This window comes from Caldisericota bacterium, assembly GCA_034717215.1.
Taxonomy (GTDB): Bacteria; Caldisericota; Caldisericia; order Caldisericales; family Caldisericaceae; genus UBA646.
Genome location: JAYELD010000008.1, coordinates 1 through 15,277 on the forward strand (window position 1 = coordinate 1; position 15,277 = coordinate 15,277).

General features: G+C 31.9%; 7 protein-coding genes. All 7 read right to left on the minus strand.

Features of this window, described 5'->3' with window-relative positions; genetic code table 11:
* Positions 1 to 752, minus strand: a 752-nt coding sequence (locus tag U9Q18_00290) for a hypothetical protein (GenBank protein ID MEA3312797.1), incomplete at its 3' end; no start/stop codon positions are given.
* Between the two features lie 29 nt (positions 753 to 781).
* Positions 782 to 1,255, minus strand: a complete 474-nt coding sequence (locus U9Q18_00295) for a gamma-glutamylcyclotransferase family protein (GenBank protein ID MEA3312798.1) — start codon at positions 1,253 to 1,255, stop codon at positions 782 to 784.
* A gap of 82 nt (positions 1,256 to 1,337) precedes the next feature.
* On the minus strand, positions 1,338 to 6,593 hold the full coding sequence (locus U9Q18_00300; protein ID MEA3312799.1) for a DEAD/DEAH box helicase: 5,256 nt from the start codon (positions 6,591 to 6,593) through the stop codon (positions 1,338 to 1,340).
* A 9-nt stretch (positions 6,594 to 6,602) separates the two neighbouring features.
* Positions 6,603 to 10,556 carry a DNA methyltransferase gene (locus U9Q18_00305; protein MEA3312800.1) on the minus strand — a complete coding sequence of 1,318 codons (3,954 nt, stop codon included), beginning with the start codon at positions 10,554 to 10,556 and terminating at the stop codon, positions 6,603 to 6,605.
* Positions 10,553 to 13,423 (minus strand): helicase-related protein, encoded by a 2,871-nt coding sequence (locus U9Q18_00310; protein MEA3312801.1) that lies wholly within the window; start codon positions 13,421 to 13,423, stop codon positions 10,553 to 10,555. Before U9Q18_00310 ends, U9Q18_00305 begins: the two co-directional genes overlap by 4 nt.
* A 28-nt stretch (positions 13,424 to 13,451) precedes the next feature.
* Positions 13,452 to 14,387, minus strand: coding sequence for a hypothetical protein (locus tag U9Q18_00315; protein MEA3312802.1), 936 nt, complete (start codon positions 14,385 to 14,387; stop codon positions 13,452 to 13,454).
* 282 nt (positions 14,388 to 14,669) lie between these two features.
* The coding region (locus U9Q18_00320) for an ATP-binding protein (protein ID MEA3312803.1) at positions 14,670 to 15,277 on the minus strand (608 nt) is incomplete at its 5' end.

Genomic DNA, 15,277 nt, shown 5'->3' on the forward strand with positions numbered 1-15,277 from the left:
CACCATAAATTATAATCTTTCATTATTTTATTAATTATTTCTTCTTCAGTAACTTTGTTTATTTGAAAAGCATTCTTTCCAATATAATTAATAGAAGTACCTAAATTCCATATCTCTTTTCCATCGATAATAATATACCGATCATGAAATCCTTCTGATTTCCTTGCATCAATATTTTTTCTTACATTTTTTAAATCATTTAATAATTCTTTAAATATTTTCTTTATTTGAGAGGTAACTAATTTAATATCTATTTCCTCATCAATTAAATCGATATAATTAAAAATGATATCATCAAGATAAGGATCAATAATTACTATTGATTTATTTGCACTTCTCATAATTTTTATTACCATCCTCTTTGCTTCATAAAATTTACCTTGTGAGTAATAGTAATTATTCTGCTTAGAAGTATACTCCTCTAGCGTTTCCGGATCACATATTTTTAATAGATCTTTAACAATGTACTGCCAATTAAATAAACGACGGTAATTAGAACTGTTTTCGGTTACAAAAGTTGTTTTTTCTTCTTTCCACCATTTATCATCTTTTTCTTCCCTAAGGCGTAAATATCTCCGATGTGGAATAGAATCCTTTATAAATAAGCTATCAAATTCTTTTCTAATTTTTATAACAAGTTCTTTTACTTCTTCATTTTTTAAATAGCCGTTGCTCGCAAGTGAAATCTTTTTATCAATTTCTTTTAAAATACTTTCTAGCTTGTTAATCATGTCACTTCTTTTTTTATCCATACTGAACTCCTTAATAAATACTTTTAACTCTATTTATTTTCCATGGTTTCGATATTTTCAAGAAATTTTATATATTCTTCTGGTAAATCCCAAAATTTCGCCCCGGTTACAATCAGATTTTTATAATCTTTATTGGGTTTATATTTTCCAAATTCCCTATCGATTACTTCATATGTATACACGGTCATAGGTTGATCTTTTTTGCCTTCAAGGTAAACCATTTTTTCAACCCTTTTATATGCATTTTTAACTCTATTTGGATTGTATCCTTCACATCTATCTAATTTCCCAAGATCCTCCTCATCGAATTGAAATATCGCTCCCCAAACATCTTTATTCTCATCCTTAACAATATCAGCAACTCCGCAACCACGATTAACTGATTTTCTTGTGAAGTCTAATCTGTAATTTTCCAACTTTGCTATTCCATAAAAAGATGATGACGGAACTCTTTTTTTTATTTGTTCCCAATTTAAATTTGAACCATAAGCAAAATAAAGCAAAAAAACCTCCCGAGAATATTATATTCTCTATTAAAAATTTAATAAGTATTTAACTTTAATAAATTAATTTTTTTTATAACTTTTATAGTCGGGCTTTTAATTCTTCAATTTCCTCCTTAAAATCAGGAGCACTTTTGTAATCAAAAATAAACACGCGGTAACCATTCCCTTTAAGCCATCTTCTTTTTTCTTTATCCTCTAGCTTGGTGTTTTCTTTTTCATGTTCAGGTCCATCAACAAAAATACATAAACCTTTAGAGCCCAATCCTTTATAGAAAAAATCGGGTTTTACTTTTGGAACATCATTATCGTAAATAATTTTTTGGACATCATCAGGTAGTTTGATTCCCGCTTTATAAATTAGATCTAAAATATTTTTTTCTAATTTTGAGTCACATCTTATTTTTAATTCTTCTAGTCTTTCTGGATTTTCGTTAATATTAACTTTTATAAATTCTAATTTTTGTTTGTTATCATACAATATTTTCAAATAGGGCAAGATTACTTTTCTATCAAGAAATTGATGATCACGTTGATTAAAAAAGGAACATAAACAATCATAACAGGCTTTATCGCAAGCTCCTTCTTTGTCAAACATATGTAGAAGTTCACAAGCTTTTGCAATAAGTTTATTAAATGTTGGTTTTTCTAAAAGAGATTCAATCGCGCCGGCTCCTCCTACGATTGTCTCATATAAAATGATTTCGTAATCTTCTTTTTCCGTAACAGCCGGCCTTAAAAAGCATCCTAATTCGCTTTCATCTAATTCTAAAGCAAGCTGTATGGCCCTATTAAAAGCATGCATGAGAGTGGTTGCAAAAACTTTCTGATTTTTAACTTCATCGGGTAAATCATATTTAATTGTCAATACATCATGTATATCATCTGAAATAAGATGTACCCCTTTTATAAGGTCATTTACTGTACCTTTTTTCCGGCACTCACCTTTGTTATCTTGATTGCCATAATGCTTGCTAATTTGCTCATCATTATCATTAATCCAGCTTTTGCACGCATTACAAAAAGCAAAGCCGCACTTTCCTTCTTGTACATCTTGACGTAATCCTTTATTAATACCTATAATTCTGCCATTATGTTCATAAGCCAGAGAAATAATTATTTTATTTTCAAGTTTAACTTTAACTGAAATTGTTTTGGAAGAATTATTATTATAATATTCTTTAATGACATATCCAGAACGCAGTCTCTCTTCTTCATCTGACCCAATTTTACTTCTTCGCGTAGCAATTACATCAGGCATTGGCATAACATTTTCAATGGTATGTTCCGTCGATAAATTATTACCGCAACGTGGGCATGCAGTTTGATTCACCTTATCTCCCGATAAAACAGCTTCACATTCTGGACAAAATTTTATTTTCTGCCAGGGAATTCCTATAGCCATATTCGCAGAACTCACTTTATATGTACCGCCATCCACATAGATAGTATTAAACGGTGCAAGCTCTCTTATCGCTAAAATACGGCTTCTTAATATTTTCTTCTCTTCTGTTCCCGCAAAATAACTAACAGAAACATGATTTTCAGGAAAAGCATAGCCTGGTAAAAATCCAACTGAACCTAAATATCTATAAACGTAGTAACCGGAATCTCCCCGCCTCATTCTATCCATCTGTTTGGTAACACGCCCGAATTCAAATGTGGCGTCTTGTTGATATTGATGTTGAGCTTCTTGATGTAATTTATCTAAACGTTCTTGAAGCCTTTTATAATCTTTTCTCCAATCATCAAATGCACGATCTAATGCCTCTACAAATTTACTAATGATGCCCTTAATAAAATTCTCATCCAGCCAATCATATTTATCCATCTCGGATTTAAAAACCAGGATTGAGTTGTCAAGCAGGATTTGAGAATTGTTATTTATTTCATCTTCTAAATTTTTTTTAATGTCAACAAACATTGGTAAATCTGAATCCGCTATGTTAATCAATTCACAAGGTTTGGATTTAAGTTTTACTGATAGAGTTTCTAAAACAATTGAGTGGATATGCGAAGTAACCAATCGTTGGTTATCGGTTAAAAATCTTGGAGCAGTAACTTTACCAGCAATTATTTTCTCTGGATACTTGAAAAAATATTGGTCATGTGGGCCTCTGCCAAAGCCTGCTCCACAAAAACTAGTAATTAAAGAAGCCTGTCCTTTTCTTCCCGCGCGGCCAGCTCTTTGTGCATAATTACTTGGACTCGGGGGGACGTTTCTTAAAAATATTGCAGATAGGTTTCCTATATCTATTCCCATTTCCATAGTAGGAGTACAGACCAATATATTCGGCAACTTGTTATCCCGGAATTGATGTTCTATTTCTTTCCTATTATTTCCGGAAAGCTGCCCACTATGATCTTGTGCTCCTATAACTAAACTGGAAGAAATCGGCATGGTATATAACTCACGATAATAGTGCCTGCTAAAATCCTTTTTTGTAAGTTTTAAACCAGTTAAAGATTTATCGTATTTTTTAAAATCATATACCATATTAGACTTCTCAGAAACTTTATGAACACTGTTATCAGAGGTTACTAATCGAATTCTTTCCCAATTTAACCGATATGCTCTAGGAATATATTTTAAATTAATATCCTCTTTTAATACATTAATATCTCTTCTGGCAAGTAATTCAAACAGCTTTATCATTAATTCTGTGCAATGTGAAGAGTCTATATTAAGAAATTTTTTAACAAACCGCCCAGGGGCCGACAATGGATGAGCAAAACTCCAAATAGATTTATATCGATCATTTAAAGAATGTTCTGCAAATGCTCTTGTTTTGCCAAAAATACTCAGATAAAATAAACTGTCCTCATTTAAACTATACGTGACATTCTTAATATCCCTAGGATTAATAATAAAATTATGACTAACGGCTGTGCGTCTACGCAGAATACTCAAAACTCCCCATAATAAATCATAACGCAATTCTTCGCTTAATTGATAAATCTCTGGGATATTTTTCCAGATCATATCTTTTTTTTCATCCGACGCCAATAACCGTAAACCCTTGTACACTACCTTTAATAAACCAACATCCTCTAAATTCTGTTGTGTAAAATTAGTGTTTCTACTTATCTCTATAAGAATACAATATTCAATATGTTTAAGAAAATTCTGTTCTAAGTCTCCGCTAATATCTTCTTCATCTTCACTATCGATCAATGTTTCAGTCCTGGTATCTAAATTGATATTCAAATGGTTTTCTTTTATTAGTTCAAAAATTTTCTTTGCAGTATTGGGTAAATTCATTAGATTATTTATTTTCGAATACTTTTCGAATGTTTCCCCTTTTTGCAGTAATGCTGTATACAGTAATTGTCTAAAAAGAATCCTCCGACCCCGATCATTCAGATGGCCTGCCTGAAATGCTGTATCCTGCCGATTATCAGCAAATGCAATAATTTTTTTCTCTTTATCCGGTAAAGATTCTAAATTCTTTGTAATTAAAACATCTGATGCTGTTGCCCGGCCCACCCGGCCATAAACACGTATCTTATTATGTTCATGAGAACGCTCGTCGTAATCAATGCCACATTCCGGACAAATCATAAACGGTTCACGAATAAAAGTAACCGGTAATCCACCGGTTTGAACAAAAGTATTATCTTTATTATTAAAATACATATGAATTGGTATGTATTCTCTACATTTTGCCTTAACATTTCCTGTTTGCGTTAGCCATCTATCAGGTACAGGCACCTCTTCCGAATTCCAATGTCCAACCATTAAATAACCTGTTTCTCCTTCAGCTTCTTCATTGGAAGAGTTCATGTCCTGAGGAATAAATTTATCACCGATGCGAGAACCGTAATAGAATTCTTTGCCACATGCTTGACAGAATACTACCTGAAAAGCAGTCATTTCCTGCTGAGTATTTTTACTAATAAGACTGGTATCCCCTTTATCAGTTAAGGTAATATTAGATTTTTCAATCGTTCCATTAATACCTCTACCTTGGGAGAAAAAAGTATGTATTTTCAAAGAAAATCTTGGCCTACCCTTCTCGAACGTATTTGTACCCACAAACAGGCCAGCAATTAATTCTAAATCTGCAGATTGATAATCAATTCCTTTTCGCTCACTATTAATATATCTTTTTACCAAATCACTAAATGAAGTAACTTCAATTAATGAATTCTCCAGAAAAGAAAGTACTGGATTATTGGATAATATTTTGCTTAAAGATTCTATATCAAAAGCCTCTGTTTTTGTTCCATTTATTTTATCGGCTAAATTAAGAACAGTTTTAAAGGTGCCGTCAAACTTTTCAATATCTTCTCTGGAAACCTTAACCATAGAGGGAAAAGACGTTGTTAGTCTTTGAGGAATATCTTCATAGGATTCACCAATAATGCTCTCTGGTACAAAATTCTCACCAAATAGCTTCCGGGCAAAATTAGCCATTACTTTCTTCGCATCCTCATCCTCACCGCTCTGAATCGTTGCACTAGTTCCAATACAGATAAGTTTCCCTGTGGTTCCAGTATGCCACTTCAACCTGCGGATTAAGCAAGCAACATCAGCACCGCGCCTTCCTGAATAAGTGTGCACTTCATCTAAAACTAAAAATTTAAAAACACCTCTCTGTGTAAGAGGAAAAAGTTCTTTATCTTCAAAACGGGTAAGAATTAACTCCAGCATCTGATAATTAGTAAGTAGAATATCAGGCTTTTTCTCTTTAATTTTCTCTCTGGAAATCAATTCAGAATCATAAGGTTTTTTGCGCCCGGTTAATTTCTCAAATTCTCCCAATGCTTCTTCTTCAGTATAAAGCGTATCTCCTGTATAATTGGCTACGGTTAATCCTGAACCGGCAAGGCGTGCCGAAAAATCTTCATATTGGCTATTAGCCAATGCATTCATGGGGTAAACAATGACTGCTTTAATTCCGCATACACCGGCTTTTTTCATCTTTAAGCATTCATTCACAATTGGAATACCAAAACAAAAGCTTTTGCCTGAACCTGTACCGGTAGCAACAATGGTGTTTTGTTTTTTCTGGCAGATGTTATCTATGGCTTCGCTTTGATGCTGGTATAAAGAAACAGGGGAGGAAGTAAAATCACTTAGATTAGACCGAAATATTTTTAAAACACCTTCGTCTAAAACGCCGTCTGAAACAAAAGTCTCAAGACTCTTTCCTTTGATAAAGGGGCGGGAAAGTTGAAGGAACGGCTCTCGCCATAAAAGGTGCCCTTCCTCTGTGTTTTTCTTAACCCATGCTTCGATTTCAGAATTGGTAAACCGGTGATAGCTATCTATAAAAGATTTGTAAGCATGCTTACATTTTTCATAGGCAAGAAAAGGATTAAAATAATTAGTCATCTTTACCTCCTATAAATTCTCAAATTTATCCTTTAACTCATCATATTTTTCTAAAATTAATCTCTTAGTACGGTATTCTCCATATTTTTCAATATCTCTTTTTTTAACGATTGGGAATGTTTCTAAAATATACTCTAAATCAGCATAGCCCACACCATAAACATAAGCCATAATAACATCGATTTCCGTTCTTATCTTTTCTCTTTCAGATTCATCCCATTCATAAGGAGCATCTTCGTATCCTAAAATTGATCCTAAATATTTGGTACCGGAAGTACAGGCAATTAGCTTGATTGCCCTATCGATAATATAATCTTTTAAAAGAATATCATTAATTTTCTTATCGTCAAAATAAGTTAGAGGTGGTAACGGTAACTGCCATAAAACAGATTTCAATAAATTAGCTGTTACTTTTTGCCTAGCAACATAATCAAAGACAAAAGATGAAAAAATTGAATTAAACAAAACAAGCTTCTTGCTATATTCAATTACATCTTTACTCTCAAAATTTAAAATCAAACAAAGGTTATTTGCCGGGTACGTTGGCATAATGCAACCAATGCATGTTCTTGCATTAGAAATAACATTGGTAACAAGTCTGCAACAAAATTGAAATTGATATTTCAAGTTACACTTCTGTTTCAATTCAATGTATTTTTTTTCGTCTATCCAATATCTTGGTTCTATTTCATAGCTTAAGTCTTGTTTTTGCCCTAAAGTTGGGATATACGTCGCTGGCTTCTTGCTAAACCTTTTATCAACTGGTATATTTTCGAAACTAGCAAATCGATAATCGTAATTTTGGATATATTTTCCTTCATATAAAGGATAATAACTTCTATTATCCTTTATAAAAATATTCCTATCCAATAAGAATCCTTCTTTTTGTAACTCCTCTTTATTTTTAAACAAATGCGAACCACCAGACATATCGATTTGTCTAATATACGAAATGCCCCAATTATTTATATTTTTCTTTTCATTAACTATCACATCAAATTTTGAATATATTTTCTGAGCAATTTGTATATCTTTTTTATTCAAGAAAACAGGACATGTTTCTGTGTTTGGATTAAATTTTTTTATCATATTGAAATCTAATGCATATATCTTTTCATTATTTATATCATCAACATCTAAACATTCAAACGCAAAAAGATGATTTTGTATTGGTGTGTTTTTGCCACTCAATGTCAATAAAGCAAATCTTTCATGAAAACCGACATTTGGGAAAAGAAATTTCCAGTTTTTAAAGTCATAAAAAGATACTAAATTTTTATTCTTCAATAAGTCTGAAAATAAATCTTTATAAGTTATTGTATTGGCCAAGGCTGATTTTATAATTATTCCTACACGGCCATTCTCATTTAAAATTTTTCGAGATAACTCTGTAAAAAGAGGATATGTATTCAATTCACCTGTATTTGATAGTGTAAAATATTGGCTTTCTTTAAACCATAATGAAACTTTATAAAATTTCCTCAGTTCACGGATCCATAACATATAAAGCTGGTGATTTGATTTTCTTAATCCAGTAATAAATTTTTCTCTTTCTGATTTTTTTTGTGTTGTGGCTATTGTATCATCTTTTCCTACAAAAAATTCTCTTTCATAAATTGTCAATTTCTCCCACGGCGGATTTCCTAACACACAATCAAATCCACCTTTTTTAAAAACCTCCGGAAATTCAAGATACCAATGAAAAAACTTATATTCTTCTGCAATTTCTTTGATTTTATTTTCTAATTTCCCGGCCAATTGAATTTTTTCATTTTCTAATAAGTAATCTAACATCATCGGTGTTGGATAATTTTCTTTATCATCATTATGTTTCCAGAAAAATACAGCTGTCCAGTAATCTGCAATATATTTACTTCTTATAAAAGCATAATCTTCTCTGTGTTTTTTATATGCTTTTTCAATTTCTTTTTGTTCTCGCGTGCTATCTTCCCCGTATTTTTCTGATAAGTCCATTACTTGAAAAGTCTGCACTTTCTCGAGTTCCCGAACATGCTTAAACACCAATTGATTTTTTTCCTGTTCTTTTCTCCTATAATATTCCCGGGCAATTTTCATTCTTTTCCTTGCAATATTCTTATCATCGCCTTCTACCGGAGAATATGCTTCAGGAGGAATCCCTTTTTTGATTAATTCCAGGGTCGTACCAATAAGACTATTTCCACATTTAATTTTGTGGTCTAAAAAATTGAGCGGTAAATCATTAGTTGCAGCAGTTAACCATAGGGAAACCTTGGCCAGCTCTACCGCCATAGGATTAAGGTCTACTCCATATATACAACGCCTCAAGACATCTCGGCGAGCATGTCGTATTTGTGTATCGGTTGGATATTCATCCTGAATGCGAATTTTAGCCAGCTTTTCACCTAAATATTCGGTAGCAGCAATTAAAAATGCAGCACTTCCACAAGCAGGGTCACATATCTTTAAAGATAATAATGTTTTTTCTTGATTATCTTTATTAGGACCTGCTTCTTCTATTTTCGTTTCCACTACTGGTACTAAAGCTGATTCTATTAAAGCATTCACTAATCCGGGATGGGTATAATAACTACCAGAAGTTTTACGGGAAGTACCTCGGGGGTCAAGGAAAAAAGTATTTGGTGAAATTTCTTTTTGGGAGTTGTGTTTATTTTTATTATTACCATTTTCTAAGGTCTCTGCCTTAGAAGATATTCTCGGTATGTATTCTAATAAACTTTCATAAATTGCTCCAATCTCATCAACGTTTAATTCTATATAACTAATTCGGTGTATTATTCCTTCTTTTTCGAATAACGACATATATTTAATTGCAATTAATAATTTATCATTTCGACATTGAGAATTAATTAACCAATGAACGGAATCGGGATTAAACAATTGTCCATTATAAGGCGTAATTCCTAATTCCTGCACACCATGATAGACCATATTGAATGTTGCTTTTAATCCTTCCCATAAATCAAACTGTTCTTCATCGATTGTTTCGCCTCTTTCAATTTTATCTCTTAAAGAAGACATGCTGTATTCCTGGGCATATAAAGTACTTCTCGTAGGCATCAATCTTCGTTGCTCAGCATAAAATAAAAATAAAACTCGGTAAATAATTCGTAAAATTTGCTGATAAAATTGCATGCAATTTTCATTATTATCCACTAATTTATTTAATAAGTCTGGTGTTGCGAGTAAAAACCCGTTTGCGAGAGATTCAATTGCCAAACTTATATTTTTCCTTAAATCTTCTCCTATCGCTACCCCTGCGTTTTTACTTTCTTCAAACAAATTTTCTAATATACATTTTTCATTTTCTTTTGGTATAAATCTACTTGGATGTATTAACCTCCATAAAATTCGAAAGTCTTCATAATGGCGACCCTCAAATAATATCTCCAAATCAAATTGAATATAAGCTTTCCTGCTCTGGTGGCTAAAATCTCTTAAAATTCTTAAACATCTACCGTTAGTTACCACGCCCCACAAATCTGAATTGGATTGATTTAAAAATCTTTGTAAGGTATCATGAGGGCTATATTTACTAGTTTTTTCTTTTAACCTATCATCTAAATCCTGCTGAAAGGACGAAGAGTGCACTATAGGTGCATTTGCACTTTCCCATCCGCGATAGGACAGAATAAATTTGTTTCCACTATCTGCTCCAATAGCACTTTTTTGATATTGTAAATCAAATCCGAATTGAGAGAAGAAATACTTTATCCATTTTTCCCTTAAATCTGATAGATTCATAGAGGGAAAATCTGATGATAATAAGTCCCAACGAGCAATTAGATTTTCGTAAGCACCAGCAATTTGATCTGCATTATTTTTTTTATTTGCTTGTATAGAATATTTTTCCCAAGAAAAACTTTCAGGCTGTGTAAACCTATGACGAGAATTTTCTTGTCCCAAAGATTCTAAAAGATTTTCAGATAATAAATTTTGTATTTCTATACTCGGATAATTCATACCGGATACCCCATGGTTAAAGTTAAAATATCATGACTCGCATAAGAAACATTGGTAACTCCTTGAAGCCAATCAGGAAGGTTTGTATTATCAAATGTTTCCAGCAAATTACTTCTTTCCTTTATTATTTTTTTCAGATAATTATCAATCATTCTAGTTAATTCCTTTTCCCAATATTTGTTATTAAATACTTCCTGAATATCTTCTTTAACCTCCAGAGTTGTACGGTTTCCTTGTAAAGGCTCGCTTTTCTCAAAAAGCTCCACCTTTTGTGAAGTTAATATTTCTTCATTATAAACATAAAAACCCAAAGTTAATATTTCTTCAATAATTGATGTTGGTTCAGTCTCCACTACACATCTTACAAGTACTTTAAATATGGCAATTGGTTTATCAATAGAATTACTTATCTTGTAAGCGATACGTCCATAATGATTGCTGGTTTCAAGGTAGATTTGTTGTTTTAATAATTGAACTAACCGATTAACTAAAGGGTGGCTAAGATCGATTAATTCAACTTTTGGATTTCGAGCAGCATAATTTTTATCAAAAGTCACATCATCTATTTTATCTGATCGCCCTGGTAATATAAGACGTTTATCATTTAATATAATTCGGTAAACTTGATCACTTTTCTCCTGAATACTGCAGCCAAATAATTGTAAGCCACTACGTATAAATTTCTCAATTTCTTCTTTTTTTCCAAAGGTATTTTCTGTTTGTTTTAATTTTTTTTCAATATCCGGTAGTCTAATATCTGTTTGTCCATAAAAAGATTCGTTTTTAATCTTTGTAATTTGTTGATTAAACAATATTTCTTCTTCTACGTCTTCTTTGTTAACTGCATTGCTATTTTGCTGTAATTCTCTTCTTTCGGTATTAACATCAAAAATACTAAGCTGTGAGGTGCCCTGTCTTATTTCCCCTTTTTTATCTCTTGTATAAGGTAATTTACCTACATTAACCAGATATTTAATAATATCGCTTTCATTATTAAAAAACGGAGGGGAAAATCCAAATTCTTCCCGAATGTGATCAGATCTTTCAATAATTTTCGCCAATATAGTTTCGTCTAAAGTACCATCTATTATAATGGTGCGAAGGTGAACTTCTTCTTCGGGCTGACCAAATCTATCTACCCTCCCGTTCCTTTGCTCTAATCGATTAGGATTCCAGGGTAATTCATAATGAATAATTTGGGAACACAAATATTGAAGGTTCATTCCTTCTGATATGCAATCAGTTGCTATTAAAATTGCCTTTTCCGCTTCCTCAAATTTTGTAAATATATCTTTCCGGGGACCAGCTTTCATTTCACCAAATATACCTAATATTTTAGCATTGGGTATATCTTTTTCTAAGTTATTTTGTAAATAGTCAAGGGTATCCTTATATCGAGTGAAAATAATTATCTTATCAGCATAATTAAATAATTCAGGAATTATTTCCTTGATAAGTTTAGTATATTTTGTATCATTGCTCGGTTTTATCTTTTTAACTTCATCATAAATTTCTGATAATATCTTTATTTCTAATTCTGATACTTGCTGATTGATGGTAGTCCTTTCGATTCTGAGATATGCTTGTTCAGAAGTAATATTTTCAAGATTGTCAATTTCTGTTATCAATGTTCTAATATCATTGATTTTAATTTCAGGTTCGTCACTGATAATTTTTAATTTATTGGTTCTATTGATTAAAGATTTCTTTAGGGCATAAGGAGAACTGAGTGCTCTTTTTAGAAAATGCAAAATAGTAAATTGGGCTATATGCTGTACATTTTTTACATCTATTAATTTCATCATTTCTCTGCCATAAAAATCCAGCTTATTATATATTTTCTCTTCGCGGAAAGATAATGATTTGATATGGACTTCTTTTTTATCTCTTTTTGGAAATGGGTTAAAACTTTCCCCCTCCCCCGCCAACCATTTTTCCACATCTATCCTTCTTCTTTGGCAAACATGTTTTTTTGCTTTTTCTCTATTAATAAAATTTAAATTATTATCACTAACGGCTTGTATGTCTAAAGCTTTAATTAGACTGGAAAAACTATCCGTGTATCCATTATGCGGGGTAGCAGTTAATAACAATAAGTGTTTTGTTTTGGGATAAATCGCTTTTAATAATTCCCATCTCTGCATGGTTATTGAGTAATTAGAGGAAAGATGAGGACGCGCACATAAATGAGCTTCATCTATTAATATTAAATCCCAATCATGATTTAATATTTCATTTTTATTTGCTTTTGTTTTAGCGTAATCTACTGAAGTGATTAGTTTAGGGAAATACTCCCAGGGACTTAAACCTATAGGAAGACTTTTTTCTAGATATTTTCTATGCAACGAGCTAATAATATCAAAATCTAATTTAAAAAAAGTAGATAATGCTTCCTGCCATTGTTCCCTAAGATTAGCCGGACATATTATTAAAATTCTTCTTACTAATTGACGGGCAATTAACTCATTAATAATTAAGCCAGCCTCAATAGTTTTTCCAAGGCCAACATCATCTGCGATTAGTACTCGTACTCGAGGAGAATTAAGAGCCATAATAACAGGCACTAACTGGAAATTAACCGGAATAACTGTACTTCTTTGCAAGCTTAATAAAGGAGAAGAACCATGAATCAAACTTATACGATACGCATTTATTAAAAGTTCTTGTTTGGATAGTTCTCCAATTTTATCAAAAGATGGTAATTTCGTATCTGCTAATTTTATATCTTCAAGTGGGATATAAAATCTTTTTTGAAAATTATTAATACTATCAATAGATGTGGCGGTTAATTCATTTTTATAAATTGAATCTATCCGCCAAAGTCTTTTTCTAATTTCTACAATTTGCCCTGTTTTAAATTGGTTCATATTATTAGGTTTTATCCTTTTTAATTAACTATATTTTTATGTTTTGCTCTACCCAATCCCTGGTATCTTTATTCATTACAAAATTATAAATAGCCGAAAAAACACTTGCATAAAAATTATTAAATTTGAAAGATTCTTCCGCTTCTTTTAAATTTTTTGGAACAATTATTTTGCTTGCAGGTTCAATTAACATTCCTCTATGAAGATAAGCTGAACGTATTGCATAAGGATCCTTCCCGCTTGCAAATTTGTAACTATCCGTACGTGTAGAATATTTTTTAAGAAAATATTCTACACATTTTGTTTTGTTTCTTCTTAATTTCTTCGTAAGAAGAATGAGGCTTGGGTCGGATTCACCCTGATAATTCCCATTTTCTACCTCTTGCATATACAAAGCCTCTAAAGAATTAATACAATCTGTTAATGCTTCTGTAATATGAGTGGAAGATTTATATTTAGCTAATCTATTCATATGTATAGAAGCTAATATTCTTTCCTTATATGGAGAAGAATATATTTTTTGAATAATATTAGTCACTCCATTAACATTTAGAAAAGTACTTTTAGAGCCTTTATGAGTTAATTTTTCTGAAAAACTTTTAGAAGGTATAACTTTAGTTACACCCCAACCTGACACATAAGAATATTCACTAAGTCTGGGTAAAAAATATGCAATATGATTTGCAGTAGCAAATGATAAAATGTCACAAATTCTTTCTATAATGATAAACTGGTTTCCTTTTTCTATATCATCTTTTTGGCATTCTACATATAGATTAACAGGGTTATATTGCGGAATAATATTACAACTCTTTGTACCAGTATTAATTTTAAATTCAACCGATTTATATTCTGTAATTATAAAACATTCTCTATCTTGAAAATTAAATTTCACTTGGCCTTCTATGGGAGTAAAAGATAAACCTAATTTCGGAAATATCTCTAATACAAAATAATCGCTCATTTAAAATTTTACCCATTAACTACTTTTTTTAATTAAAATTAGATATTCTTTATAATTATATCACAGTGCTACGACTACTGTATGGCAATAATTGCGAAAATAATTGAAAATAATTTGAAAAAAGTTTGGTTTTTTTATGTTATCTATATACTACATTGGTTATCAAAATTCCTTCTTTTTTGGGAAAAAAATTATATAAGGGGGACAGGCTTACTTCGCAATGACGGAAAGAGAAAGGGAGAGGGAAATTTATATGGGTATCTTTTCTTTATTCTTCGTTTTTTATTTCTCGTCAACTTTCCAATGGCCGCCTTTGGCAGGACCGACTCTTTTAATAATTCCTTTCTCTTTTAACTTAGCCAGATTCCACTCAACACCTCTTCTTGTAAGCCCCGCAATTTCCGTAAGTTCATTTTGTGTTATTTTAGGATTGCGCTTAATTGCGTCAAGTATTTTCTCCACAGTTTTCTCCACAGTTTTCTCCACAGTTTTCTGGGTAGTTGAAAAAGTAATTTTATAATAATCAAAATCTCCCTCTATTACCGGTTCTAATCCATAATGCTGCTCCCATCCTTCAATCATTTTATGGAAACCACTGCCTATACTTTCCGCTAATCTAACAAATCTGAATATTTTGGCGATTATAGGGTTTCTCGGTAGAGAAAAATCTTCTTCTAGAATGTATTCTATTTTCTTGGGGAGTGAGCCGGGATTAAAAAATTCAAATCTGTCTGAAAATACTCTAATCCTTGGGTTTGCCCGGCTAAAATAATCAGTATGGATAATAAGATTGACAAGCGCTTCTCTGAGTGCTTGCAGGTGTTCGGGGTTATCATCTCTGAAGCCGGCAGCAGCCATTCTAAGAGGAGGGAAGATGATTGCCGTCTCCG

Excerpts from the sequence above, each read along its gene's own strand:
- U9Q18_00300 (MEA3312799.1), bottom strand. The coding sequence starts at position 6,593 with ATGACTAATTATTTTAATCCTTTTCTTGCCTATGAAAAATGTAAGCAT.
- U9Q18_00305 (MEA3312800.1), bottom strand. The coding sequence starts at position 10,556 with ATGAATTATCCGAGTATAGAAATACAAAATTTATTATCTGAAAATCTT.
- U9Q18_00315 (MEA3312802.1), bottom strand. The coding sequence starts at position 14,387 with ATGAGCGATTATTTTGTATTAGAGATATTTCCGAAATTAGGTTTATCT.
- U9Q18_00310 (MEA3312801.1), bottom strand. The coding sequence starts at position 13,423 with ATGAACCAATTTAAAACAGGGCAAATTGTAGAAATTAGAAAAAGACTT.